Source organism: Alysiella filiformis (genome assembly GCF_014054525.1).
In the GTDB taxonomy this organism is placed as follows: Bacteria; Pseudomonadota; Gammaproteobacteria; order Burkholderiales; family Neisseriaceae; genus Simonsiella; species Simonsiella filiformis.
On the sequence record NZ_CP059564.1, the window covers coordinates 237582 to 262013 of the forward strand.

General features: G+C 48.4%; 23 protein-coding genes and 1 pseudogene. 14 read left to right on the forward strand and 10 right to left on the reverse strand.

Annotation, left to right across the window (positions count from 1 at the left end; all coding sequences use genetic code 11):
* Nucleotides 1–78: 78 nt before the first annotated feature.
* Together H3L97_RS01345 and H3L97_RS01350 are read left to right on the forward strand one after the other, a co-directional pair.
* Nucleotides 79–1389 carry a LysM peptidoglycan-binding domain-containing protein gene (locus H3L97_RS01345; protein WP_097113798.1) on the forward strand — a complete coding sequence of 437 codons (1311 nt, stop codon included), beginning with the start codon at nt 79–81 and terminating at the stop codon, nt 1387–1389.
* Nucleotides 1390–1467: 78 nt separating this feature from the next.
* Nucleotides 1468–1704, forward strand: a complete 237-nt coding sequence (locus H3L97_RS01350; protein WP_097113799.1) for a hypothetical protein — start codon at nt 1468–1470, stop codon at nt 1702–1704.
* 39 nt (nt 1705–1743) lie between these two features.
* Here the strand turns inward: H3L97_RS01350 and secB are convergent, their stop codons facing one another.
* From secB to H3L97_RS01365, 3 genes are read right to left on the reverse strand one after another with little or no spacing between them, the layout of a single operon-like run.
* Nucleotides 1744–2190, reverse strand: a complete 447-nt coding sequence (gene secB / locus H3L97_RS01355; protein WP_097113800.1) for a protein-export chaperone SecB — start codon at nt 2188–2190, stop codon at nt 1744–1746.
* 42 nt (nt 2191–2232) lie between these two features.
* The gene (gene grxC / locus H3L97_RS01360; RefSeq protein WP_097113801.1) at nt 2233–2493 is read right to left on the reverse strand and encodes a glutaredoxin 3; all 261 of its coding nucleotides are present in this window, start codon (nt 2491–2493) and stop codon (nt 2233–2235) included.
* Between the two features lie 28 nt (nt 2494–2521).
* On the reverse strand, nt 2522–2743 hold the full coding sequence (locus tag H3L97_RS01365) for a hypothetical protein (protein WP_097113802.1): 222 nt from the start codon (nt 2741–2743) through the stop codon (nt 2522–2524).
* A gap of 53 nt (nt 2744–2796) precedes the next feature.
* On the opposite strand from H3L97_RS01365, the pseudogene lpxB reads away from it, so the two are divergent.
* The 5 genes and pseudogenes from lpxB to mnmG form a co-directional block, all read left to right on the forward strand.
* Nucleotides 2797–3945: pseudogene (gene lpxB / locus H3L97_RS11880) on the forward strand (lipid-A-disaccharide synthase); the annotation flags it as partial.
* Between the two features lie 2660 nt (nt 3946–6605).
* Complete coding sequence (locus H3L97_RS01375) at nt 6606–7169, forward strand: DUF4240 domain-containing protein (protein WP_097113803.1); 564 nt, start codon at nt 6606–6608, stop codon at nt 7167–7169.
* A gap of 256 nt (nt 7170–7425) precedes the next feature.
* Nucleotides 7426–7764 (forward strand): phenylacetate--CoA ligase, encoded by a 339-nt coding sequence (locus H3L97_RS01380; protein WP_097113804.1) that lies wholly within the window; start codon nt 7426–7428, stop codon nt 7762–7764.
* Nucleotides 7757–8401, forward strand: a complete 645-nt coding sequence (locus H3L97_RS01385; protein WP_097113805.1) for a trimeric intracellular cation channel family protein — start codon at nt 7757–7759, stop codon at nt 8399–8401. Before H3L97_RS01380 ends, H3L97_RS01385 begins: the two co-directional genes overlap by 8 nt.
* Nucleotides 8402–8670: 269 nt before the next feature.
* Nucleotides 8671–10557: a tRNA uridine-5-carboxymethylaminomethyl(34) synthesis enzyme MnmG gene (gene mnmG / locus H3L97_RS01390; protein WP_097113806.1), complete on the forward strand. Its 1887-nt coding sequence runs from the start codon at nt 8671–8673 to the stop codon at nt 10555–10557.
* A gap of 346 nt (nt 10558–10903) precedes the next feature.
* On the opposite strand, the gene H3L97_RS01395 is transcribed toward mnmG, so the two are convergent.
* Together H3L97_RS01395 and H3L97_RS01400 are read right to left on the reverse strand one after the other, a co-directional pair.
* Entirely contained in the window at nt 10904–11479 is a 576-nt protein-coding gene (locus tag H3L97_RS01395; RefSeq protein WP_097113807.1) for an opacity family porin, read from the reverse strand.
* Nucleotides 11480–11630: 151 nt separating this feature from the next.
* The gene (locus tag H3L97_RS01400; protein WP_097113831.1) at nt 11631–12515 is read right to left on the reverse strand and encodes a LysR family transcriptional regulator; all 885 of its coding nucleotides are present in this window, start codon (nt 12513–12515) and stop codon (nt 11631–11633) included.
* 417 nt (nt 12516–12932) lie between these two features.
* Between H3L97_RS01400 and H3L97_RS01405 the strand changes: the two genes are divergently transcribed.
* Together H3L97_RS01405 and H3L97_RS01410 are read left to right on the forward strand one after the other, a co-directional pair.
* Complete coding sequence (locus H3L97_RS01405; RefSeq protein WP_097113808.1) at nt 12933–13289, forward strand: hypothetical protein; 357 nt, start codon at nt 12933–12935, stop codon at nt 13287–13289.
* Between the two features lie 169 nt (nt 13290–13458).
* Complete coding sequence (locus H3L97_RS01410; RefSeq protein WP_097113809.1) at nt 13459–13779, forward strand: PepSY domain-containing protein; 321 nt, start codon at nt 13459–13461, stop codon at nt 13777–13779.
* A gap of 85 nt (nt 13780–13864) precedes the next feature.
* On the opposite strand, the gene H3L97_RS01415 is transcribed toward H3L97_RS01410, so the two are convergent.
* The 4 genes from H3L97_RS01415 to H3L97_RS01430 all read right to left on the reverse strand — a co-directional run bounded on the left by H3L97_RS01415 (nt 13865) and on the right by H3L97_RS01430 (nt 17932).
* Complete coding sequence (locus H3L97_RS01415) at nt 13865–14659, reverse strand: ABC transporter ATP-binding protein (protein WP_097113810.1); 795 nt, start codon at nt 14657–14659, stop codon at nt 13865–13867.
* A 5-nt stretch (nt 14660–14664) separates the two neighbouring features.
* Nucleotides 14665–15558 (reverse strand): ABC transporter permease, encoded by an 894-nt coding sequence (locus H3L97_RS01420; RefSeq protein WP_097113811.1) that lies wholly within the window; start codon nt 15556–15558, stop codon nt 14665–14667.
* A 438-nt stretch (nt 15559–15996) separates the two neighbouring features.
* A complete protein-coding gene (locus H3L97_RS01425) occupies nt 15997–16806 on the reverse strand; it encodes an FkbM family methyltransferase (RefSeq protein ID WP_097113832.1) in 810 nt (269 codons plus the stop codon).
* Between the two features lie 88 nt (nt 16807–16894).
* Nucleotides 16895–17932 (reverse strand): ABC transporter substrate-binding protein, encoded by a 1038-nt coding sequence (locus H3L97_RS01430; RefSeq protein ID WP_097113812.1) that lies wholly within the window; start codon nt 17930–17932, stop codon nt 16895–16897.
* Between the two features lie 313 nt (nt 17933–18245).
* On the opposite strand from H3L97_RS01430, the gene H3L97_RS01435 reads away from it, so the two are divergent.
* From H3L97_RS01435 to H3L97_RS01450, 4 genes are all read left to right on the forward strand, one after another.
* Complete coding sequence (locus H3L97_RS01435) at nt 18246–18458, forward strand: heavy-metal-associated domain-containing protein (protein WP_097113813.1); 213 nt, start codon at nt 18246–18248, stop codon at nt 18456–18458.
* Between the two features lie 71 nt (nt 18459–18529).
* Nucleotides 18530–18805: a type II toxin-antitoxin system Phd/YefM family antitoxin gene (locus H3L97_RS01440; RefSeq protein ID WP_097113814.1), complete on the forward strand. Its 276-nt coding sequence runs from the start codon at nt 18530–18532 to the stop codon at nt 18803–18805.
* Nucleotides 18768–19037 (forward strand): type II toxin-antitoxin system RelE family toxin, encoded by a 270-nt coding sequence (locus tag H3L97_RS01445; RefSeq protein ID WP_097113815.1) that lies wholly within the window; start codon nt 18768–18770, stop codon nt 19035–19037. Before H3L97_RS01440 ends, H3L97_RS01445 begins: the two co-directional genes overlap by 38 nt.
* Before the next feature lie 192 nt (nt 19038–19229).
* On the forward strand, nt 19230–21365 hold the full coding sequence (locus H3L97_RS01450; RefSeq protein WP_097113816.1) for a heavy metal translocating P-type ATPase: 2136 nt from the start codon (nt 19230–19232) through the stop codon (nt 21363–21365).
* A 217-nt stretch (nt 21366–21582) separates the two neighbouring features.
* Here the strand turns inward: H3L97_RS01450 and H3L97_RS01455 are convergent, their stop codons facing one another.
* Complete coding sequence (locus tag H3L97_RS01455; protein WP_097113817.1) at nt 21583–23232, reverse strand: multidrug ABC transporter permease/ATP-binding protein; 1650 nt, start codon at nt 23230–23232, stop codon at nt 21583–21585.
* 187 nt (nt 23233–23419) lie between these two features.
* Between H3L97_RS01455 and H3L97_RS01460 the strand changes: the two genes are divergently transcribed.
* Nucleotides 23420–24220: a YoaK family protein gene (locus H3L97_RS01460; protein ID WP_097113818.1), complete on the forward strand. Its 801-nt coding sequence runs from the start codon at nt 23420–23422 to the stop codon at nt 24218–24220.
* The last annotated feature ends 212 nt before the right edge of the window (nt 24221–24432 follow it).

Here is a 24432-nt window from a genome sequence, read left to right on the forward strand (position 1 = left end):
CGGTTTATTTCGCCCATTTGGGAATGGGGTTGCGTTTCGCACCGCCCAAACCCTTGATTATTTGTTAGGACTGTTTCCATGCAAAAACACATTATAACCTTGCTGTGTGCAGCAAGTCTTGCTATTTCTGCGCCTGCATTGGCTGCCAGCAAATCCAATGCTTTGAAAATCAAACCCAATGCGCCCACTCGCTATGTTGTGAAACAAGGCGATACTTTGTGGAGCATTGCGGGTCAATATTTGTATCGCCCCTACAAATGGCCTCAATTATGGAATGTGAACAAGCGCAGCATTCGCAATCCGCATTTGATTTACCCTGGGCAAGTTTTGCATTTGACTTGGGTAAACGGTCGTCCTGTATTGCGTGCCAGTGCGGGTGCAGGCAGCGTGGGCGGCATTCCCAAAGTGAAATTGCACCCTCAAATGCGTGATTTGGGTTCGGGCTATGGCATTCCCACTTTGAATGTGAACTTCTACCGCATGTTTATGAAACAGCCACAATTCATGACCGACACGCAATTAAAAGTGGCACCACGCATTGTGTCGGGCCCTGAATCGCGCGTGCTGTATGGCAACAGCGACCGCGTTTATGCCGATGGACCTGTGGAAGATGGCGAATATTTGATTTTCCGCGTGGTACGCAGCCTGAAAGACCCCATCACGGGTAAAGATTTGGGCAATTTGGTGGAATTTGCAGGTCAAGCCTACACCATCGCCACCAACGACACGGCTTACCAAAACCGCGATGAGCAATTACCTACCCTAACCGACCGCCAACGCAAACATCTGCAAAACGATGAATATTTTGTGAAAAACGGCACAAAAATGGTAAAAGTGCGTTCAGCCAGCCCCTTGATTATTGGCGACACCATCTCTGAAATTCGTCAAGGCGATTATTTGATTCGCAAAGATGAAGTCATGCCCGCCTTCAACATCATGCCACACGAACCCGATGCCCCCATTACCGCCAAAATCGTGAGCGTGATGGACGGTGTAAGCCAAGCGGGTTTTGGTCAAACCTTAATCTTGAACAAAGGCGAAGCCGATGGCTTGAACGCTGGCACGGTGTTGAGCATTTACAAAAACGGTCGCGTGGTCAAATCGGCATGGCAAAGCCCCACCGAAAAAGCGGCTGAATATGTGAACATTCCGTCAGAAGAAATGGGCTTGGCAATGATTTACCGCACGGGCGAAAATGTGTCTTCGGCAATCATTTTGGAAAGCATGGGCAATGTGGACATTGGCGACACCCTGCGCGAACCTGGACGCGATGTGGATACCTTTGACGAAGCCCAGCCTTCTGAAAGCATGATTTCCGACAACACGAATTTTGAGCCTTTGACTTCGGGCGATTTGCCTGCCATCTTCAAACCCAAAAGCAGCAAATAATCATTGACGCTTTTTATCAGGCTGCCTGAAAATGACGTTTTCATTTTCAGGCAGCTTTGTTTTACAAAAGGAAAAACCATGTGGCACATTGTGATGATAGGCTATGTTTTTACCACGTTCATGTTTGCCATTGCCCAACCGAGCTTGGCACGAGTGGTCATTTATTTGATTTTTTGGACGATTTTGCCCACCGCTTTTGTGATTTGGGTGGCAATCACGCGGCGGCGCAACAAAATCATGAAATGGCAAGAACAACAAGACCACGCCCAACGCCTTCAACTTGAAAACGAAAAAAAGCTGCCTGAAAACGAATAATGGCGTTTTCAGGCAGCCTTTTGGTGGAAAAATGAATGCTTATTGTGCGGCAGCCGCTTCTTCTTCCTGTTGTTGATGGTACATCGCGTCAAAATTGATGGGCGCGAGCAACACGGGTGGGAAACCTGCACGGGTTACGGTTGAAGACACGGTTTCACGCGCATAGGGGAACAAAATATTGGGGCAAGCCACGCCCAACAAAATTTTGATGTCTTCTTCGGGAATGTTGGACAAGCGGAAAATGCCAGCTTGGTTCACTTCGCTCAAAAACACCACGCGGTTGTCTTTCAGCTTGGCGGTGATGGTAACGGTGATGCCGCATTCGTAAAATTCTTCTTCCACTTTTTGGCTGTGAGTGGCAACGCGCATATCCACTTCGGGGGTTTCGGCTTCCAAGAAAATGCTGGGTGCGTGTGGCACTTCCAAAGACAAATCTTTCACATACAATTTTTCAATGCTGAAAACGGGTTGGGCTTGTTCGCTCATTTTGCTGCTTTCTTAACAAGGTTGATTAAAATAAAATGGCAATTATTCTTGATTTAACAAAACTTGTAAACCGCCTTGTTGGTGCAAGGCATACATATCGGTAAAACCGCCCACATGGGTTGAGCCAATAAAAATTTGCGGAACGGTGTGTCGCCCAGAAAGGTTTTTCATTTCTTGGAACAATTCATCGGAATTGTCCACACGAATGATTTCCACATTTTGCACGCCCAATTCAGACAATAATTGTTGGGCTTTGGCGCAATAGGGGCAATAGGGTTTGATGTACATTTTAACGTGTGCCATGGTGTTGACTCCTGTTTAACAAAAATATTCACGGTATAGCCCCTATATAGAGACAAGTTTTTTTTGTACAATCCCCCTTTGCATAATTTTTTTCTTGCAGATGATTTTTCAGGCTGCCTTTCACACACCGATAAGCCACATTCAGGCTGCCTGAACGCCATTTTTTAAGAACCTGTATTTGCAAGATTGACAGATTGATTTTATTGGCAATTTTTGCAAATTCAAGGCGGATTTTATTGAGATGATGCATACAGGTTCTCAATTTCATGCTGCCTGAAACTTTCTTTGCTGAATTTGATTGATATGACCACATCACAACAAAAAATCATTATTGCGATGTGTGCTGGCGAAGCCTCGGGCGATTTGCTGGGCGCACATTTGATTGAAGCCATTAAACGCCAATACCCACAAGCCCGATTTGTGGGCATTGGCGGCACGCGCATGAAAGACGAAGGCTTTGAAAGCCTGTTTGAACAAGAAAAATTGGCGGTACGCGGTTATTTTGAAGTATTGTCTAACCTGCCTGAAATTTTGAGCATACGCAGCAATTTGATTGAAGAACTGAAATTCATACGCCCCAATGTGTTTGTGGGCATTGATTCGCCCGATTTTAACTTGCATGTGGCGGCAAAACTCAAAGCGGCAGGCATTCCCACTTTGCACTATGTTAGCCCATCGGTTTGGGCGTGGAAAGCGGAGCGCGTTCACAAAATTGTGAAACAAGTCAATCAAGTGCTGTGCCTGTTTCCCATGGAACCCAAATTGTATGAAGAAGCAGGCGGCAAAGCCCTGTTTGTGGGACACCCCTTGGCGCAAATTTTGCCTTTGCAACCCGACAAACAATCGGCGCGTGAAATTTTAAAACTGGATACCCAAATCCCCATCATTGCCATTTTACCCGGCAGCAGGGTCAGTGAAATTGAGTATATGGCACCTTTGTTTTTTCAGGCTGCCAAATTGTTGCTGCGCGAATTGCCCACGGCACAATTTATCGTCCCCTACCCCACTGCCACCATACGCGAAATGCTGCAAGATTTGTTGAGCAAAGACTTTTTCAAACACTTGCCGATTCGCTTACAGGCAGCCAAAACCGATTTGGCGTGTTCGGCTGCCGATGTGGTGCTGGTAACAAGCGGCACGGCAACCTTGGAAGTGGCTTTGTGCAAACGCCCCATGGTCATCAGCTACAAAATTTCGCCCATGACCTACGCCTTGGTCAAACACAAAATCAAGGTGCAACACGTTGGTTTGCCCAATATTTTGCTGGGCAAAGAAGTGGTACCCGAATTGTTGCAGCACGATGCCACAGGCGAAAAATTGGCGCAAGCCGTGTTGGATTGGTATCGCAATCCCAACAAAGTGGCGCAATTGGAAATGTCGTTTACCCGCCTGCACAAAATGCTGCTGAAAAACACCGATGAATTGGCTGCCAATGCGGTGTTGTATGAAGCAGGTTTGTTGCCGCAAAACGATGCCGAACCCATTGCCCTGTCGCCCACGCAACACCAACTGAATCAGCAAAAAAAACAAGCCCTACCCGAAAAGCTGCCTGAAAAACCGCATTTTTCAGAAGTGGGCGTGATTGGCGATGACGGTCAAGTTTACGCCCACCATTCCCACATTCCCAGCGTAACCCACACACTTGCCCATAAGTCTGCCGATATGTTTCAAGAAGTAGAAGACACCCCCATTGCCCAGCCCCCCAAAAAATTGGGGCTTTTGGCACGCTTGTTTGGCAAAAAGCAGGCTGCCGAATCGGAAAGCTATGCCGCCACACCGCGTTTGCAACACGATGATTTTGACAATCTGAATTTGGACGATTTTGAAGATTTTGATTCCACCAAACGCAAACCCAAAGCCGTGCCTTCGCCCGACAACCCCAATCGTTTGATTTTGGAAGTGGACGATTTGCCCGATGCGCCCCCCGTTAGCACGGCAGACATTGTGCCCAATGCCAAGGGCAGAAATCCCAAAACGTCCAATATTTTTGACAAATACCGCGAGCAGCAAAACCCAACCACCGCGTCCCACACCGCCAGCAGCCAAACCGCGCCCAAAGAAAACATTTTCAGCAAATACATGAACCATGACGGCACAGTTAAAGACAATCTGACCAAAAAAGACGCGCCCAGCAAACCGAATATTTTTGACAAATACCGTCAAAACGCCAACGCCACACAGCAACCTGAAACGCCCGCACAGGCAATTCAGGCAGCCTTTGCTGCGCCACAAAACCCCACGCCGCGCGTTCACCCCGATTCAGACAATGAAGCGGAAAACGCCATTGCCGTATCCTTTGCCGAACCGCACGACACCAGCCCCGAAGTGGCACTGAACACCACGCAAAAACCCGATTCGGTGCAAACGGCACAATCGCGTCCCAATATTTTTGCGCGTCATTTAAACAGCAAGGGCGCGTCATCGGCGGCTGCGCTGCCTGAAAATCAGGCACAGGTGCATTCATCGTCAGCATCTGGGCAGCCTGAACGCACCCCTGCCAATTCGGACGCGACACGTTCGCGCCCCAATATTTTTGCGCGTCATCGCAACCAGCAAGCCCATCGCCCAGCCGAAACCGAAGTGGATTTGAACGACATTTTGGGCGAAGTGCGTTCAGAAACGGTGATTGCCATTCCCGTTGCCGAAGACATTGTGATTCCTGAAATCAGCTTGAATTTCAATGAAGAAGATTTCATTGTGATAAAAGACCCCAACACAGGCAAACCCACGCTGTTTTCAAAAGAAGAATTGCAACAAAATCAAACAGATTCTACCGAAACGCCCGTTTCAGCCAGCCCAGCCGATGTTGCGCCAGCCGCCGAGCCTGCGCCCATCAACACGCGCTCCGAACGCATTTTGAAACCGCAACGTGCGCGCCCCAACGAAGCCACACAACCGATTTTGCCCAAATCTTCGTTTGCGTATAAATATGCGATGATGTTCCAAAACACATCTGATGTGCGCTTGGAAAGCGAATACGATGAGCAGCCCGAAATTCAGCAAGCTGAAATCGCTGCGCCACAATTTGTTGCACCCGAAATTCCGCAGCCTGAAATCGTTGCACCGCAATTTGTTGAGCCTGTAATTCAGCAACCCGAAATCATTGCGCCACCATTGGTTGAGCCTGTAATTCAGCAACCTGAAATCGTTGCACCACAATTTGTTGAACCTGTAATTCAGCAGCCTGAAATCGTTGCGCCACAATTTGTTGCACCCGAAATTCAGCAGCCTGAAATCGTTGCGCCACAATTTGTTGCACCCGAAATTCAGCAGCCTGAAATCGTTGCGCCACCATTGGTTGAATCTGAAATTCAGCAGCCTGAAACCGTTGCGCCACAATTTGTTGAGCCTGTAATTCAGCAGCCTGAAATCGTTGCACCACCATTGGTTGAACCTGAAATTCAGCAGCCTGAAATCGTTGCACCGCAATTTATTGCACCCGAAATTCAGCAGCCTGAAATCGTTGCACCGCAATTTGTTGCACCCGAAATTCAGCAGCCTGAAATCATTGCACCACCATTGGTTGAACCCGAAATTCAGCAGCCTGAAATCGTTGCGCCACAATTTGTTGAGCCTGTAATTCAGCAGCCTGAAATGATTGAACCCATTGTTGAGCAGCCATCTACTGTTCAAGTTCAATTAATTGAAACCGAGATTCAGCAACCTGAAATTGTTTTACCGCAATTTGTTGAGCCTGAAATTCAACAGCCTGAAATCGTTGCGCCACCATTGGTTGAACCTGTTGTTCAGCAGCCCGAAATCGTCCGCGAAGCCTACCAATCATGGGCAACGCCCGACATTGCCGAACACATTGTCCGCGCCCCACAAACCACCGCCCCTGCCGAAGATTTGGCTACTGCGGTGTGGCAAGCATTGGCATCGTCTCATCTGCCCATGGAAGAAACGCCCGCGCCACAACCCATGGTTTTGGTTGAACACATGCCCGAAGACACCCCAACAGAACCTTTGGACGCGCACCCTGAAACCACATCAGAAAAAGTGTACCAACACACACCGCGTTTCAGCCGCCGCTATCCTGCCAAAGCAGGCTACACCGCCGCCAACCAAAGGCTCTTTTTCTAAAAAACCATGCAAAAGATATTGGAAAAATCATGTCCGAAGATTCATACATGTCCGAGCTTTCCTTTTGGAATCTCATCGATGTTACCCTAGCGGCAGCCGAAGCCCTAACCACCAGTTACGACAAACAACAAGGCATTCAAATTGACGCGCTCCTACAAGCCCTGCGGCATTTTAATCCCGAAGAAATCGTGTTTTTTCAAAATCGCCTGAACCAACTGTTTGCCCAAACCGACACATCACACATTGCCTGTGCAGGTTATTTGATGAGCGGCGGTTTCCACAATGCCGATGAATTTGACCACTTTCGCTATTGGCTGATTTCACGCGGCGAAACCGTGTACCGTGCCGCCTTGCACAAGCCAGATGATTTGGTTGGATTGGTGGCATGCCAGCCTGATTTTCGCTATGGTTTTGCCGATTTTCCCGATATTGCCCCGATTTTGTTTCAACGGCACACAGGGCGCGATTTAGACGGCTATTTGGCTCACGATTATTACCTCAACAGCACCGAAGAATTGGATTGGGACGAAAACGACCACCGCAGTATGCAACGCATTTGCCCCCGATTGTTTGCCCAATATTGGCGCGGATAAATGCCCGTTTCATTTGGATAACGACTGATTGTTGCAAAATGGTCAGTCGTTTTGTTTTGTTGCTTTCAGGCTGAAACCTTTGCAAAACTCGGTTTGTAGGGGCAGATTTCATATCTGCCCCGTTTAGGTTCGCAGAAATTTTCATTCTTATCAATAAATTGAAAAAAGGGCGGATATGAAATCCGCCCCTACGTCAGTTTAAAAGTAGGTTTTGCAAAGGTTTCAGGCTGCCTGAAAAACATTTTGAAAGAAAATCATGATATTGCCCGAACATTTACAATCATGGCAACCGCAAGCCGATTTGGACAAACTCCGTGCCTTTGCCCAAGAAAACGCCACTTTACTGACCCTGCTCCACGAAGCATGGCAGCGTTTTGACGCGCAATACACACCACAAGCCACCGCCCTGCCCCAAACCAACAAAGCCTACGCGCCCGAAGTGCAATCCATAGACGAATTGAGCCACTCGCCCATTTCCCACGAAGAAATGATTGAATTTTTAAACCGTTTTGAAAAAGAACGCGAACACAACGACCAACCCTTTGGCAAACACGTTCACATTCAAGACCACAACTGGGAAATCATCGATGACTGAATTACCCCTTGCCACCGCCCACAGCATTATTTATGTATTGGATATGATAGGCGTTTTTGCCTGCACCGTTGCCGCCACCGTGTTGGCAAAACGCTGCAATATGGACATGTTTGGCGCATGGATTGTGTCGCTGATTGGCAGCGTGGGCGGCGGCACTTTGCGCGATTTGCTGCTCAACCGCCACCCCATTTTTTGGCTGCACGATTTGAATTATTTGTATGTGATTTTATTGGTGTCCACATTGGTGCAAATTTTTTACCATACGGTTGAACGACTTGACCGCGCCATGCGTTGGTTTGACGCATTGGGTTTGGCGGCATTTACCGTGATTGGGGTTCAGGCAGCCGTGTCGTTTCACATGTCGCCACCGATTGTGATGCTGATGGGCGCGTTTACCGCCATGATTGGCGGTGTGTTGCGCGACATCATTTGCCAGCAAATTCCTTTGGTTTTTCAAAAAGAAATTTACACCACCGCCTCTGTATTGGGCAGCGCGTATTATCTGCTGCTCCTGCATTGGGGCGTGAGCGAGTGGCTCAACAGCCTTTCCACGCTGGTACTGATTTTTTCAATCCGAATGCTGGCGGTGTATCGCGGTTGGAATTTGCCCAATTTGACTTTGCCAAAAAAGCCTTGAATGATGTGGATTGTGTTTCAGGCTGCCTTTCAGTACACGACAATTTTTTGAAATAACCACAAACCTGTCCCCTCCCCCCGTCTCCAACGGGGGAGGGCTAGGGTGGGGGAAAATTTGTGGAATAAATTAATTGTCTTGAAAATCAACGAACCCCCACCCTAACCCTCCCCCGCAAGCGGGAGAGAGGACAGGTTACAGGCAGCCTGAAAGCCCATTTTCTGTTAAAATCCACGCTATTTTTCATTGATTTTATTTGAATTTACAAGAATATGATTTACCCCAAAAAATATGACGTGATTGTGGTTGGTGGCGGACACGCAGGCACCGAAGCCGCACTCGCCGCCGCACGCATGGGCGCACAAACCCTTCTTTTAACACACAATATTGAAACTTTGGGACAAATGTCCTGCAACCCCTCCATTGGCGGCATCGGCAAAGGGCATTTGGTGCGCGAATTGGACGCGCTCGGTGGCGCAATGGCGTTGGCAACCGACAAATCGGGCATACAATTCAGACGTTTGAACGCATCAAAAGGCGCAGCCGTCCGCGCCACACGCGCCCAAGCCGACCGCATTCTCTACAAAGCCGCCATTCGTGAAATGCTGGAAAATCAAGAAAATCTGGAAATTTTCCAGCAAGCGGTGGAAGATATTGTGTTGGAGGGCGACCGCGTGGCGGGCGCGAAAACGGCTATGGGCGTGGTGTTTCCATGTCGCGCTTTGGTTTTGACGGCTGGCACGTTTTTGGCGGGCAAAATCCACATCGGTTTGGAAAATTATGCGGGCGGACGCGCTGGCGACCCTGCCGCACAAGGGCTTTCAGGCTGCCTGAAAGAATTGAATCTGCCCCAAAGCCGCTTAAAAACAGGCACACCGCCACGCATTGACGGTCGCACCATTGATTTTTCCCAACTGGAAGAACAAGCTGGCGACACGCCTGTGCCTGTGATGTCGGTACGCGGCAATGCGGCTATGCACCCCAAGCAAATTTCCTGCTGGATTACCCATACCAACTTGAAAACACACGAGATTATCCGTTCAGGTTTTGACCGCAGCCCCATGTTTACGGGCAAAATTGAGGGCGTGGGCCCGCGCTATTGCCCGTCTATTGAAGACAAAATCAACCGCTTTGCCGACAAAGACAGCCACCAAATTTTCCTTGAACCCGAAGGCTTAACCACCCACGAATATTATCCCAACGGCATTTCCACCAGCTTGCCGTTTGACATTCAGTTGGCTTTGGTTCGCAGCATGAAAGGGCTTGAAAACGCACATATTTTGCGCCCTGGTTACGCGATTGAATACGATTATTTTGACCCACGCAATCTCAAAGCCAGCTTGGAAACCAAAACCGTGCAAGGCTTGTTTTTCGCAGGGCAAATCAACGGCACCACAGGCTACGAAGAAGCCGCCGCGCAAGGTTTGTTGGCTGGCGCGAATGCGGTGCAATTTGTGCGCGAACAAGACCCCTTGTTGCTCCGCCGCGAACAGGCATATTTGGGCGTGTTGGTTGATGATTTGATTACCAAAGGCGTGAACGAGCCATATCGCATGTTTACCAGCCGTGCCGAATACCGCTTGCAGTTGCGCGAAGACAATGCGGATATGCGTTTGACGGAAAACGGCTACAAAATCGGTTTGGTTTCCGAAGCGCAATGGCAAGCCTTTGAACGCAAACGTGAACAAATTGAACTGGAAATTCAACGCCTTAAATCCACATGGTACACGCCGCAAAAATTGGCGGAAGACGAACAAATCCGCGTGTTGGGGCAAAAATTGAGCCGTGAGGCAAATTTGCACGATTTGTTGCGCCGCCCGAATGTGAATTATGCCGATTTGATGAGTTTGCCCAACGCGCTGCCTGAAAATGCGTTGGCAGACGATGTGTCGGAACAGGTTGAAATTCAAGTGAAATATCAGGGCTACATTGACCGCCAAAACGAGGAAATTGACGGCAGACGCGATATTGAAACTTTAAGGCTGCCTGAAAACATGGATTACAGTAAAGTCAAAGGTTTATCGGCAGAAGTGCAACAAAAATTGAATTTGCACCAACCCGAAACGGTGGGGCAAGCCAGCCGCATTTCGGGGGTTACGCCTGCGAGCATTGCGCTGTTGATGGTGCATGTGAAACGCGGGTTTAAAGACACGAAATGAGTTTTCAGGCAGCCTGAAATCTTTGCAAAACTCGGTTCGCAAGGGCAGATTTCATATTTGCCCTGTTTAGACTTGCAGAAATTTTTATTTTTGGGACGCCATGTAGGGTGCAACTTGTTGCACCAAATCCATGTTTTATCAGGAAAATGGTGCAACAAGTTGCACCCTACACTTGTCCTATTTTTACATAAATTGAAAAGAGGCGGATATGAAATCCGCCTCTACATCAGTTTAAAAGTAGGTTTTGCAAAAGTTTCAGCCTGATTGCCACAACAAAAAAGCCATTTGATTTCAAACATCAAATGGCTTTTTGGCGTTTCAGGCTGCCTGAAACAGATTGATGGGATTAGTGGAATGTGTAACGCAAACCCACACCCACTTCATGTGCATTCACATCAGAAGTAATGCGGTTGTAGCGGTAGCCACCGTCCACGGTCAAGTTGCGGTCAATTTTGTAGTTTGCGCCAACCATTGCGCCCACGCCTACTTTGGTTTCGTCAGCCGTTGCGTTGGCGGCAGATTGTTTCAATTTGTTCACGCCCAAACGTGCGCCCACATAAGGTTGCACCGCGTAGTTCAAAGGAATGTCGTAAATGGCAGACACGCCAGCACCGCGTACTTTGCTGCTGATGCCGTCTTCTTTCACGTCTTTGTAGTGGGTGTAGTCGCCCGCTACGCGCCAGTCGCCAAAGTCATAACCTGCACTCACGCGAGGCATGAAGCCTGATTCTTTATAAGAATCTTTCAGATTGTTTTTGGCATCACCTGTGCCATTCCATTCGCGTTTGGTATCGGTGCGCATGTGGGTCAAACCGATGTCGCCTTGCACATATGCGCCTGTGATTTCGTCAGCCAACGCTGCGCCAGAAGCGGTTGCGCCCAAAACTGCCAACATGATTGCGGTAAAAGTGGATTTTTTCATGATGAAAACCTTTCTTATAAAGAAAAAATGTCTGCCCCAAATCAGGGAATGAGTGCATTCTAGGCAAAGAAATGGGGCGCGTAAAGGGGCAAATCACCCCAAATGCCCCAAATGATGAAATATTACACAGCACGGGGACATCTTAACAAACTCACACCGTTTGCAAATGCTGCACCAAAAAATCAATGAATGCGCGTACTTTTGCGTTTAAAAACTGGCGGTTGGTGTATACGGCATAAAGGGGAATTTCAGGCAGCCTGTATTCGGGCAACACATGAATCAAACGCCCTGCCTGCAAATCATCTTGCGCCAACCACATGGGCATATAGCCCACACCCGCCCCTGCACGAATCATTTCTGCCGTCATCAAAGTGTTGTTGGCGCGCACCACCGAAGCCAGTTCAAAAACCGATTGCGCCCCATCACGCCACAGCGTCAGGTGCGACATATCGGTATAGCTGGGCAACACGCCCCAATGTTGGCGCAAATCATCGGGGGTTTCAGGCAGCCCGCGTTGCGCCACATAATCGGGAGCCGCCAGCAGCAAAAACGACACATTGCCCAAACGCCGCGCAATCAAATTTTCCGACAAGCTGTGCGACAAACGCAAAGCCAAATCTTCGCCATCGCTATTTAAATCAACGTGTTTGTTGGTCAGGGTTAATTGCAATTCAATATCGGGATATTGCTGCCTGAATGCCGTCAGCAGCTTGGCAAAACTGTTGCATGAAAACCACACAGGCACACTCAAACGCAAAGTGCCGCTCAAAGTTTGGCTGCTGCAAGTGGCTTGATGGGCAGCCTGCGTCAAAATTTCCAAAGCCAAAGTGCATTCACGATAATAATTTTCGCCCTGTTCGGTCAATTTCAAATTGCGGTTATTGCGATAAAGCAACTGCGTGCCAACCACCTTTTCCAAATGCGACACATGTTTGCTCGCCATTGGCACCGACACATCAAGCAATTCGGCAGCACGGGTAAAGCTGCCACTTTGCACCACTTGGCAAAACACGCGCATACTCAATAAAGTATCCATTTTCAATGCCCATTTATCCAAAAAAACAATCCAGATTGTATCGCGTATTGCCGCCATTTTTGACTACACCGCATTTCACAAAAAGCAAAAATTGCACCCAAAAAAACAAAAGCACCTTTACGACACGACACGAAAGCCATATAATACAGTCAAGTTTCTAGGCAGCAAAACAAGCTGGATTTAAGCAAAAGTTTAAGACCAGTAAGTGGGAACCTGGTAACCGTTAGGTTGTGCATTTATTGCACATACCATGCAGTTTCTAGGCAGCAAAACAAGTCAGCCAAAAGAGCTGGTAAGTGGGAACCTGGTTATGCGCAAGGCATGTATCAGTATCTGCATACCTTAACAATACCATGTATCATACGATATTGGTTTGGTATTTTTTTAATTATCACAATCTTTTTGGAGTCATTTACTATGAATTACGATAAAACCGTATCTGAAATGCTGAATGTTGACGGTGCTTTGGCTGCTGCTGTTGTGGACTATTCTAGCGGCATGTTGTTGGCTGGTGGTGGTTCTGCTGCCATTGACTTGGAAATCGCGGCTGCTGGTAACACCGAAGTAATGCGTGCCAAAATGAAAACCATGCAAATGCTGGGTTTGAAAGACAATATTGAAGACATCTTGATTACCTTGGGCAAACAATACCACTTGTTGCGCCCCTTGTCTCGTCAAGATGGCTTGTTCTTGTATTCCGTTTTGGATCGCTCTAAATCCAACTTGGCTTTGGCTCGCCGCTCTTTGGTTGATGCTGAAAACAACTTGAAATAAGCACACTCACACACCGTAAATCAACAAAAAGCCCAAATTGAAAAGATTTGGGCTTTTTCTTTTCATTTGAACGCCCCCATTTCAGGCTGCCCTAATTTTCGGCTAATTTTGCGGATGTATCATGCGCACATCAAAAATTCTTTTTCATTCACACACAAGGAAATACACCATGTTGAACAAAAAAACTTTTGCCATTTTATTTGCCGCCGCCAGCATGAGCATCGCCGCCCCCACTTTTGCCGATGATTGGCATGATGACGATGAAATCCACTTCTCACAAAATCAACACAACTACATCAGCCACGAACAAGCGGCACAAGCCGCTCGCGCCAAAATCGGTGCTGGCGCACACGTTACCGATGTGGAATTTGAAAAAAAATACCACGGCGCATTTTTTGATGTGGAAGTGATTGACGCGAAAGGTCGTGAATTTGATGTGCGCGTTGATGCGAAAACGGGCAAAGTGATTTACGCCAAACGCGATTATTGATGGGGTCGTTTACAACGTTCATAAAACGTGATTCAGGCAGCCTGAAATGGGATTTTGACCGTTTCAGGCTGCCTGAAATTTCATTTTAACTCAACAACAGCGCGTCATCGGTTACTTTCTCGCCGCGCGTTTTTTCAAACATATCCAGCAAATCGCGTACGCCCATATTGGCACGTTGGCTGCCTGAAACGTCCAGCACCACCTGCCCTTGGTGCAACATCACGGTGCGGTGTCCGTGTTCCAAAGCCTGTTGCATGGAATGCGTTACCATCATGGCGGTGAGTTTGTTTTCGTTGATGATTTGGTCGGTCAGTTCCAGCACAAAGGCGGCGGTTTTGGGGTCAAGCGCGGCGGTGTGTTCGTCCAGCAACAGGATTTTGCTGGGCTGCAAACTTGCCATCAGCAAGCTCACGGCTTGGCGTTGTCCGCCCGAAAGCAAGCCGATTCGGTCGCTCAAACGGTTTTCCAAACCCAGTTTCAACAGCGACAGTTTTTCGCGGAAAAATTCGCGGTTGGCTTTGTTTAAAGCCCCTTTCAGGCTGCGTGTTTGACCGCGTTTGAACGCCAAAGCCATGTTTTCTTCTATGCTCAAATTGGCGCAAGTGCCTGCCATGGGGTCTTGAAACACCCGTGCCACCAAACCTGCACGTTGATGTGCAGGCAATCGGGTAACATCGGTGCCGTCAATGCGTATGCTGCCTGAATCCACCAAAATATCGCCACTAATCGCGTTCAAAAAAGTGGATTTGCCTGCGCCATTGCTGCCAATCACGGTAACAAATTCGCCGTCTTTGATGTGCAAACTCATGCCACGCAAGGCGGGATTTTCAATCGGCGTGCCAGCGTTAAACGTGAGTTTGAGGTTGTCTGCTTTCATCATGGCGTTTATCTCCTTGTTTTTAATTTGGCTTTGATTTGGGGCAGCAACATCACGCCCACCACCAACACCGAAGTAATCAGATTCAAATCTTGCGTTTTCAAGCCCCAAGACGATAAAGTCTCGCTGCCCATCGCCACCATGATAAACAGGCGATACACCACCGAACCGATGATGACCGACAAGGTAATCACCCACATCTTTTTACTGGGCAACAGGGCTTCGCCCAAAATCACGGCAGCCAAGCCAAACACAATCGTGCCAAGACCTGCACTCACATCAGCCCCACCCACCAGTTGCGCGAACAATGCGCCAGCCAAAGCAATCAAGCCATTGGACAATGCCATGCCCAGCATAATCATAAAATGGGTGGAAATGCCTTGTGCGCGCGCCATGCGTGGATTTGCGCCTGTGGCACGCATTGCCAAACCCGTTTCGGTGCTGAAAAACCAGTTGAGCGCAAATTTAATCAACAGGGTTAAAACCAGTAAAATCAAAGTGTTTTGCCAAATGCCTGCGCCCAAAATCGGCTTAAACAAATCAAACACGGTGTCGGTGCCAAGCAGGGGAACGTTGGGCGCACCACCCACGCGCAAATTGACGGAATAGAGCGCGGTCATCACGATAATCCCCGATAAAAGCTGCAAAATGCCCAATTTAACGTGCAAAAAGGCGGTGAGCAACCCTGCCAACGCGCCTGCGGCAAAACCCACGCAAATTGCCAAAATGGGGTTCACGCCCAGCGTCATGCACACCGCACAGGCAAACGCCCCCAAGGGGAAACTGCCGTCTGCGGTTAAGTCGGGGAAATCCAAAATGCGAAACGAGAGCAACACGCCCAATGCCACGAGCGCGAAAACCAATCCTGTTTCAAATGTGCCAAAAAGTGCCAATAAGGACATGGTGTTTCCTTAAATTTCAAAAATTTTTAAGTTTAAATAATGGGGGCAAATGCGGTTTCAGGCTGCCTGAAAGAATGGGACAAACAATGTTTGAATTACCTGAAACCTGTTCCCTCCCCTGCTTGCAGGGGAGGGTTAGGGTGGGGGAAAATTTTTGAAATTCAATTTCACATAAATCTTCATTTTCAACCCCCACCCCAACCCTCCCCCTTTCAAGGGGGAGGGAGCAGATGACTGGCAATATTATCATCATTATCGTGTAGTTTGTTTCAACACACAGGGCAACACATCAAGCATCGCCCTATGTGTTGCCCTGATTTGGACGAGATGATGCCCCGACCAAATAAAAACCCAATTCTACCGCCATCAATAGTGGGGTTTCAACCGAAAAGGAAATAAGATGAAATGTCATCGTCCCCGTTGTTCAGGCTGCCTGAATTATGTTTTTTGGGTGTTGATGTGTTGCAAAGCTGGGTCATCTTGATGAATTGCCAACAAATTGATTTCAAAATGAAAGAAGTGATAACCCAATTCACTCAATGCGTCCATAATTGGCTGTGGGTTGGATTTCAAAATTTCAATTTGCAAAATGGGTTTGTGTTGCTCAATGCTTGCCCATGCGCCTTGCAACACGTCCATTTCCATGCCTTCTACATCAATTTTCATCAAATCCAAACGCGGCAAATTCAACGAATCCAAAGCCATCAAGGGTACGGCAACCGTGTTGTTGTAATCAATGTTTTGCCCAATAAATTCGGTGTTTTCACGCGCTTGCAATTCCAAGCTGCCAAACGATGATGGGCGCGTGTAATCAACAACAGGAATGTTTAAATATGCTTGATTGGATTGTGGATTGCCAACAGCAGCATACATGGCGCGTACATTAAAACAGTTGTTCAACGCCACATTGCCAGCCAGCGCGTAATAAAGGCGTTCTTGCGCTTCAAAGGCGATGACTTTGCCCCAATGCGTCATTTCAATGCCCCACGCAATGCTGTGTGCGCCAATGTTTGCGCCACAATCCAAAGCCACCACGCCATCGCCAAAATATTGGCGGCGCAAATGCAGCAGTTGTATGATGTTATTCACTTCTTGGGGGTCAAATGCAGCCGTGTTCAAAAATTGATAGCCCACGCCATAGCTTACACCATTGGCAAAGGTATTGAAATCTTTATGATTTACTATCATGCTGCCTGTGGCGGTGGCTGCCAAAACAAAGGGCAAAGGTCGGGAAATGTGTCTGCTCATCAGAAAAAATACCAAATAAATTGTGGATTGGGTTTTCAAGCAGCTTTTCATTGCCCTACAAAACTTTGAAAAGCTGCCTGAACAGGCTTTATTCTATCACTTTGGTGGCAGCTTGTTTGATTTCATCTGAAAAAGCAATACCTTGTTCTTGTGCGTGTTTGGGGCTGATGAGCAGGTCAAATTTGCTCATTTTGTGCGATGGAATCGCGCCAGCCGCCTCGCCTTTCAAAATACGCGCGGTGATTTTGCCTGTTTCCGTGCCGATGTCGGTGTAGTTCACGCCCAAAGCCGCCACTGCACCGCGTGGCACCGAACCCGAATCCGATGCTAACACGGGAATTTTCATTTCAGTCGCCGCTTTATACATGGACGGGAAAGATGAAACCACATTGTTGTCCAAAGACGTGTAAATCAACTGTGCTTTACCGTTCAGGCTGCGTGCCGCGCTCAAAACATCGGTGGTGCGTTGTGCTGGCACGGCTGCCAATTCCATATTGTGTTTGGCAAGTTCGGTTTTCAGTTGGTCAAGCACGATGGTGGAATTGACTTCGCTGGGACTGTAAACATAACCCACTGTTTTTAAAGTGGGAACAAGTTTTTTCATCAAATCAATTTGCGGTTCAAGCGGTAATTGGTCAGACACGCCCGTTACGTTTGTGCCAGACGCTTCCCACGATGACACCAATTTTGCCGCCACAGGGTCGGTTACGGCAGCGTAAACAAGGGGAATGTCTTTGCTGGCAGCCGCCATGGCTTGTGCGCTGGGCGTGCCAATGGCAATGACCGCATCAGGCTTGTCGCCAGCAAATTTTTTGGCGATTTGTGCGGCGGTGGAAGGGTTGCCTTGTGCCGATTGAAAATCCACGGTCAAATTTTTGCCTTCTTCAAAGCCTTCGGCTTTCAGTTGCGCCAACACGCCTTGACGCACTTCGTCCAAAGCGGGGTGCTCCACAATCGCGGTGATGGCAAGACGTTTGTTGCCCACATCGGCAGCAGGTGCGCTGGATTGCGCTGCGGCAGGCGTGGACGCGGCTTTTTCGGGGGCAGATGAATTTTGTTGTTGTCCACCGCAAGCGGCTAACACGGTGGCAGCAATGGCACTGAAAATGAATTGGCGTTTGTTCATGATGATGATTTTCCTGATTTCAGGCTGCCTGAATGGGGTCTTTGGGGCAGCAAAATGATGTTTAACAAAAAATGGGCAAATCATAACGGAAAAAAGCAGCGCGTGGCACACCACACCAAAGGCATTTTGTGGCACATTATGATGAAATTTGTTTTTCACTTAAAATAAAATATTTTAAAAATGATTTTTATTGCAATAAAAATTCATCAATTCAATTCACACAAGCAATAAGCATTCTTTTTAAAACAAGGTGTTATTTTGGCGCAAATGGGCGTATAGTTGCACCATTTTTCACATTTTTAAGGAAAAGCAAATGCAAAACATTCATCTGAAAATTGACGGCATGACCTGCGGCGGTTGCGCCAACAGCGTCAATCGCGTGTTGCGCGAAATCAATGGCGTGGGCGATGTGCAAGTGGATTGGCAAAACGGCACGGCAACGGTGCAATTTGACGCGGCACAAACCGATGTGGCGGCATTGGTGGACGCGGTGGAAAATGCGGGGTTTAATGTTCAGGCAGCCTGAATTTGCGCCAATTCATTTTTAATCATATAATTAAAAATATCTTAAATAGGTCTTTAAAAAGGTCTTGTATTATGCTTAACCAAGTACTCAGCCGTTATGTTGCCAGTATCAGCGATTTGAAAAAAAATCCCATGGAAACAGTAGGAAATGGGCATGGCGAAGTGGTGGCGATTTTAAACCGCAATACACCTGCCTTTTACTGCGTCCCTGCCGAACTCTATGAAAAAATGATGGATTTGATTGACGACCAAGCATTGTTGAAAATCGCAGCCGAACGGGAAAATGAACCCACCGTGAAAGTAACCCTAGATGACTTACGAACTCGAATTCAACGAAAAAGCCCTTGAAGAATTTGACAAACTCAGCCCCGACATTGCCCATCAGTTCGTGAAAAAACTGGAAAAAATCCTTGAAAATCCGCGTATTCCCAAAAACAAATTGCGTGGCGCAAACGATTTGTACAAAATCAAATTGCGAAAATCGGGATTCCGTTTGCTTTACCAAGTGATTGACGACCGTTTGGTGGTTTTGGTCATCAAAATTGGGCGGCGTGATACCGTTTACAACAGTTTGAATTAGAACCTGTATTCATAAGATTAATGGCTTGATTTTATGGTCAATTCTTGCGAATACAAGGCGGCTTTTCATGCCAATATTGAACATATTGACGTGAAAAGCAAGCTATTGAGATTGTGAATACAGATTCTTCAACAAAGGCTGCCTGAACAATCCTTTTCAGGCAGCCTGAAATCATTTTTAGGAAACCAACCCATGCCCCAAATCCAATTTCAAATCAAAGGCATGACTTGCCAAGCCTGTGCCAATCGCATTGAAAAGGTGTTGAACAAAAAAGATTTTGTTCAAGCTGCCAGCGTGAATTTTGCCAGCGAAACCGCACAAATCCACTTTGACGACACACAAACCTCGCCTGAACAACTCATTCAAATCATTGAAAAAACAGGATTTCAGGCAGCCTTACCCACATCATCAACGCTGCCTGAAAACCCCACGCCCCAATCCACTTGGCGCGTGTGGGCTTTACTGGCTTTGACCGCGCCATTTATGTTGGGTATGGTGGGCATGCTGTTTGGTTCGCACGCGCTTATGCCACCGCTTTGGGTGCAAATTGTGCTGGCTACGGTGGCGCAAACTTATTTCGCCCTGCCGTTTTATCGCGGTGCTTGGGCGAGTTTACGCGCTGGCGCTGCCAATATGGACGTGCTGGTTACGCTGGGAACTTCGGCGATTTTCGTCTATTCTCTGGCAATGTCGGCAAATGGCGTTCATCATGTTTATTTTGAGGCGGGCGTGATGGTGTTGGCATTCGTGTCGCTGGGCAAACACTGGGAAGCGAAAACCAAGCGCGGCAGCCTGAACGCTTTGGGGGCATTGTTGCAGCTCACGCCCAAAGAAGTGCTTGTTTACAAAAATGAAAATTGGCAAACTGTGCCACTCAATCAAATCCAAAAAGGCGATGTTTTGCGTGGCGTACACGGCACGCGCGTGGCGGCTGATGGCGAAGTCATCGCAGGCGAGGCTTGGGCAGACGAAAGCCACTTAACGGGCGAAAGCCAGCCTGTACACAAAACCATTGGCAACAAGGTGTTGGCAGGTTCGGTGCTTTCAGGCAGCGTGGATTATCGCGCTGAAAGTTTGGGCGCAGACACGCTGTTGGGCGACATGGCGGCGGCTTTGGCGCAAGCGCAGGGCAGCAAAGCACCCATGGCACGTTTGGCGGACAAGGTAGCGGCGGTGTTTGTGCCTGTGGTGGTGGTGGTGGCGTTGTTGGCTTTTGTGTTTAATTTCATTGTGTTGGGCGATTTTCAGGCAGCCTTAATGCGTGGCGTGGCGGTGTTGGTGGTGGCGTGTCCGTGCGCTTTGGGTTTGGCAACGCCAGCCGCGATGATGGCAGGCATGGGCGTGGCGGTACAACGCGGCGTGTGGTTCAAAGACGCAGCCGCCTTGGAAAGCGCAGGTGCGGTGCAAGCGGTGGTGTTGGACAAAACAGGCACGCTCACACAAGGCAAACCCGAAGTGGTCGGCATTTGGTGCGCGGAAAATATTTCAGAAAAACAATTATTTGAATTGACCGTAGCGGTGGAACGCCATTCGGCTCACCCTTTGGCGCAAGCGATTGTTCAGGCTGCCAGCAAAACAGAAGAAATGCTTGATTTTGAATTGGAAAATGTGAACACGGTGGCTGGCGAAGGCATGGTCGCGCAAATCAAATCGCAAGGCGAAATCCGAATCGGTACGCCTGAATTTTGCGGATTCAGGCTGCCTGAAACGCTGTTGTCGCAAAATCATTGGGCAAACAGCAGCATTGTGGCGGTTTCGCTGAATCATCAAACACTTGGCGCATTCGCTTTGGCAGACACGCTCAAAAACGACAGTTGCGCCGCCGTGCAAAAATTGCGCCAGCACCACGAAGTGTACATCGTAAGTGGCGACCATGCCGCAACCGTACACCACATCGCCCAACAAATCGGGCTGCCTGAACACAACGCCCACGGCAACTGCCAACCAAGACAAAAAGTTGAATTTATCCAAAAACTGAAACAAAAAAACCAAACCATAGCCATGGTGGGAGACGGCATCAATGACGCGCCCGCTTTGGCGTTGGCAGACGTGGGTTTTGCCGTGCGCGGCAGCACCGACATTGCCGAACACAGTGCCAATGCCGTGTTGGTGCGCCCATCGGTGGCGGCATTGGCAGACGGTTTGCACATTGCGCGGCAGACGGTGGGCGTGATGAAACAAAATCTGTTTTTCGCTTTAATTTACAATGTATTGGGCATACCGTTGGCGGCAATGGGCTACCTCACGCCCGTGTTGGCAGGCGCGATGATGGCGTTGAGTTCCGTGTCGGTGCTGGGCAATGCTTTGCGTTTGAAACGCATGAAATAATGGGAAATACAGATTCAGGCTGCCTGAAATCTTGACAAAACCTGCTTTTAATCTGCCCCCTCCCCCTATGCAAGGGGGAGGGCTGGGGTGGGGGTTAGAAACCCAAAGTACCACCCCCACCCTAACCCTCCCCCGCCAGACGGGTGAGGGAACAGATTACAGGCAGCCAAACAATTTTGGTCGTGTACTGTCAAGCAGCCTGAAACTTGCCCCAAGGTTATGCCGCGCGACTGTTTTCATCGGCAACATTTTTGGCAGATTCGCTATCTAATTGTTGTAAAACGCCATTTTTCATGGACACAATGCGCTGGGCGTGATGAAAATATTTGTCATCGTGGCTGATGGCAAACACGGTATAGCCTTGATTTTTCAATAAAGGCAACAGATTTTCGTAAAACACACGGCGAAATTGGGGGTCTTGGTCGGCAGCCCATTCGTCCAAAATCATGATGCTGCGTTGTTCCAGCGCGGCAATCATCAGGGCGAGCCGTTTACGTTGCCCTTGCGATAATTTGCTGTTTAAAATGCGTTTTTGTTCAATTTTGACTTTGTCGCTCAGTTGCAAATGGTTGAGCCACGCACTGATTTGTTCATCGGCAACATCGTTGCCCATGCCGTCCATAAGTTGTTCAAATATATGAAAATCGGTAAACACGCTGGCAAACAGTTGGCGATATGCTTCGCGATTTTCTTCTGTAATTTCAATATCATCAACAAAAATCTTACCCGATGTGGGCGTGTACAAACCCGACAACACCAGCGACAAAGTGGATTTGCCCGAACCGTTGCCGCCAATCAAAAACAGGGTTTCGCCGCGTTCAATCGTTAAATCAATGGGTTGCAATGAAAAATGCTGTCCGCCTTGCACGGGATAGGCATAGGTAATCTGTTGCAAACGAATGCGTTGCCAGTTTTCAGGCAGCCTGAAATCGCTGTGAAAATGCGGCTGATAATCCACCAATCCCAAATTTTTGAGGGCTTGCAAACCCACTTGGCTTTGCATGATGGCGGGCAATGCGCCAATCGCCGCCGTGAGCGGTGCGCGCATAAACAGCACAATCATGGTAATGGTGGCGGCATCGGACAAACTCGCCCAATGGTATTGCATGGACAAATAGAAAATCACGCCCACCGCCCCCAACATCACGCTGTTGCCCCAATTAATGGCGATGGCGTGGTAGCTGTCGGCTTGAATGTGGGCATCGCGGCGCATTTGGGCTTGGGGCAAAAAGGTTTCGCGGTAAAAGCGTTCGGCACGAAAACGGTTGAGTTTCAATTCTTTGTGTCCGTTTAAGGTGGTTTCGTAGTGGCTTTGAATGTCGTCTTCGGCATGACGCATTTGGCGGAAACTGCTGTAATGGCGTTTGACCACAAAATGTGTGCCTGCAATCATGGCGGTCATCAAAATCGCCACCACCACAAACAGTTTAAACGATAAAATCATCAAATACAGGCTGCACGCCAAGGTAAACAACGCCCCTTGTACCAATTCAGGCAGCCTTGTAAACGCAAACGATAAACTGCGTACATCACTGCTCAAACTGGCTAAAATTTTGGCTTTGCCGATGTGTTGAATTTGGGCATCGTGGCTGTCCATAATGCGTTTGACAAACTGGGTTTGGGTTTGGTAGATGAAATTTTGCCCAATACGCGCCAGTTGGATTTGCGCCACGCTCGCCGCCACAAAATAAAACAGCAACAGCAACACAAATCCCCCCAAACCACCATGAAGTTGATTGTCTTGCAACAGATAATGGTTGATGTACGACAAAGTGCCAATGCCCAATGCGCCCGACAACAAGGTCAGCGCAAACATCTGCAAAAAGGCTTGGCGATGATGGGTGTAGATGAGTTTGATGATGTCCATGATATGTGGTGCTGCCTGAAAAAAGCGGTATTGTAACCGTTTGGGGGGTTTCAGGCAGCCTTACAGTACACGACATTTTTTGATATTGCCACGCCCCCACCCTAGCCTTCCCCCGCCAGCAGGGGAGGGAACAGGTTACAGGCAGCCTGAAAACCCATCTCCCACAATCCATTGGAAAAACAAAAAAATGAAAAAAACCGCCCCACCCCGTTCACGCCCATTTTGGCAAGCCGACAAACCTTATTTGGACGCGCGACCCATTTCCGATTTTCGCTTTCGCTTGTTGGGCGAGCTGATGGCATTGTTGGCAGGCGCGATTAACGCAGGCGGATTTTTTGCCGTTGCCAGCTACACATCGCACGTTACAGGCGCGATTTCACGCGCGGCAGACGACCTTGTTTTAGGGCAATGGCAAAATGCCGCCACCGCCTTGTTGGGCGTATTGTGTTTTGTGTTGGGGGCAGCACACGCGCATTGGACGGTATTGTGGGCAAAACGCCACCGTTTTCGCAGCAGCTATGGTTTGGCAATGTGGTTGGAAGCGTTTTATTTGTTGTTGTTTGGTTTTTTTGCTTACGGTTTAGCCAAATGGGGCAGCATTATGGTTTCGCCTACGGTGTTGTTTTTATGTTGGATTATGGGCATGCACAATACGGTCATGAGCGTTTTATCGGGCGGCGCAATCCGTTCTACCCACATGACGGGCACGGCAACCGATTTGGGCGTGGAGCTTGCCAAAGCCCTTTATTATCAAAAAGAAAGCAATCCGCGTTTGCCCAATGTGCGTGTCAATCGCCCCAAAATGCGTTTGCTGCTGGGCATGATGTTTGCCTTTTTGCTGGGCGGTGTGGTGGGGGCTTGGGGGTATCATGCGGTGGGACACCATTTTACTTTGCCTGTGGCGGCGGTTTTGTTGATGTTGGGGGCGCATTCCATTGCTCACGATGTGAAAATTCGTTGGCGGTGGTATTTGCGCCATCGGCAATGAGCGTTCAGGCAGCCTGAAAATACACGACAATTTACGGTGTTGCCACCCATTTACCCCTCCCCCACCAGCGTGGGAGGGAACAGGTTACACACAATCTAAAAGTTTTGCAAAACTCAATTCGTAGGGGCAGATTTCATATCTGCCCTTTTTTCAATTTATTGATAACGCGATTTCGGGATAAAAGTGATTGATAAATTTAAGTCACTTTGCTC

Excerpts from the sequence above, each read along its gene's own strand:
- H3L97_RS01345 (WP_097113798.1), top strand. The coding sequence starts at position 79 with ATGCAAAAACACATTATAACCTTGCTGTGTGCAGCAAGTCTTGCTATT.
- H3L97_RS01350 (WP_097113799.1), top strand. The coding sequence starts at position 1,468 with ATGTGGCACATTGTGATGATAGGCTATGTTTTTACCACGTTCATGTTT.
- secB (WP_097113800.1), bottom strand. The coding sequence starts at position 2,190 with ATGAGCGAACAAGCCCAACCCGTTTTCAGCATTGAAAAATTGTATGTG.
- grxC (WP_097113801.1), bottom strand. The coding sequence starts at position 2,493 with ATGGCACACGTTAAAATGTACATCAAACCCTATTGCCCCTATTGCGCC.
- H3L97_RS01365 (WP_097113802.1), bottom strand. The coding sequence starts at position 2,743 with ATGCATCATCTCAATAAAATCCGCCTTGAATTTGCAAAAATTGCCAAT.
- H3L97_RS01375 (WP_097113803.1), top strand. The coding sequence starts at position 6,606 with ATGTCCGAAGATTCATACATGTCCGAGCTTTCCTTTTGGAATCTCATC.
- H3L97_RS01380 (WP_097113804.1), top strand. The coding sequence starts at position 7,426 with ATGATATTGCCCGAACATTTACAATCATGGCAACCGCAAGCCGATTTG.
- H3L97_RS01385 (WP_097113805.1), top strand. The coding sequence starts at position 7,757 with ATGACTGAATTACCCCTTGCCACCGCCCACAGCATTATTTATGTATTG.
- mnmG (WP_097113806.1), top strand. The coding sequence starts at position 8,671 with ATGATTTACCCCAAAAAATATGACGTGATTGTGGTTGGTGGCGGACAC.
- H3L97_RS01395 (WP_097113807.1), bottom strand. The coding sequence starts at position 11,479 with ATGAAAAAATCCACTTTTACCGCAATCATGTTGGCAGTTTTGGGCGCA.
- H3L97_RS01400 (WP_097113831.1), bottom strand. The coding sequence starts at position 12,515 with ATGGATACTTTATTGAGTATGCGCGTGTTTTGCCAAGTGGTGCAAAGT.
- H3L97_RS01405 (WP_097113808.1), top strand. The coding sequence starts at position 12,933 with ATGAATTACGATAAAACCGTATCTGAAATGCTGAATGTTGACGGTGCT.
- H3L97_RS01410 (WP_097113809.1), top strand. The coding sequence starts at position 13,459 with ATGTTGAACAAAAAAACTTTTGCCATTTTATTTGCCGCCGCCAGCATG.
- H3L97_RS01415 (WP_097113810.1), bottom strand. The coding sequence starts at position 14,659 with ATGATGAAAGCAGACAACCTCAAACTCACGTTTAACGCTGGCACGCCG.
- H3L97_RS01420 (WP_097113811.1), bottom strand. The coding sequence starts at position 15,558 with ATGTCCTTATTGGCACTTTTTGGCACATTTGAAACAGGATTGGTTTTC.
- H3L97_RS01425 (WP_097113832.1), bottom strand. The coding sequence starts at position 16,806 with ATGAGCAGACACATTTCCCGACCTTTGCCCTTTGTTTTGGCAGCCACC.
- H3L97_RS01430 (WP_097113812.1), bottom strand. The coding sequence starts at position 17,932 with ATGAACAAACGCCAATTCATTTTCAGTGCCATTGCTGCCACCGTGTTA.
- H3L97_RS01435 (WP_097113813.1), top strand. The coding sequence starts at position 18,246 with ATGCAAAACATTCATCTGAAAATTGACGGCATGACCTGCGGCGGTTGC.
- H3L97_RS01440 (WP_097113814.1), top strand. The coding sequence starts at position 18,530 with ATGCTTAACCAAGTACTCAGCCGTTATGTTGCCAGTATCAGCGATTTG.
- H3L97_RS01445 (WP_097113815.1), top strand. The coding sequence starts at position 18,768 with ATGACTTACGAACTCGAATTCAACGAAAAAGCCCTTGAAGAATTTGAC.
- H3L97_RS01450 (WP_097113816.1), top strand. The coding sequence starts at position 19,230 with ATGCCCCAAATCCAATTTCAAATCAAAGGCATGACTTGCCAAGCCTGT.
- H3L97_RS01455 (WP_097113817.1), bottom strand. The coding sequence starts at position 23,232 with ATGGACATCATCAAACTCATCTACACCCATCATCGCCAAGCCTTTTTG.
- H3L97_RS01460 (WP_097113818.1), top strand. The coding sequence starts at position 23,420 with ATGAAAAAAACCGCCCCACCCCGTTCACGCCCATTTTGGCAAGCCGAC.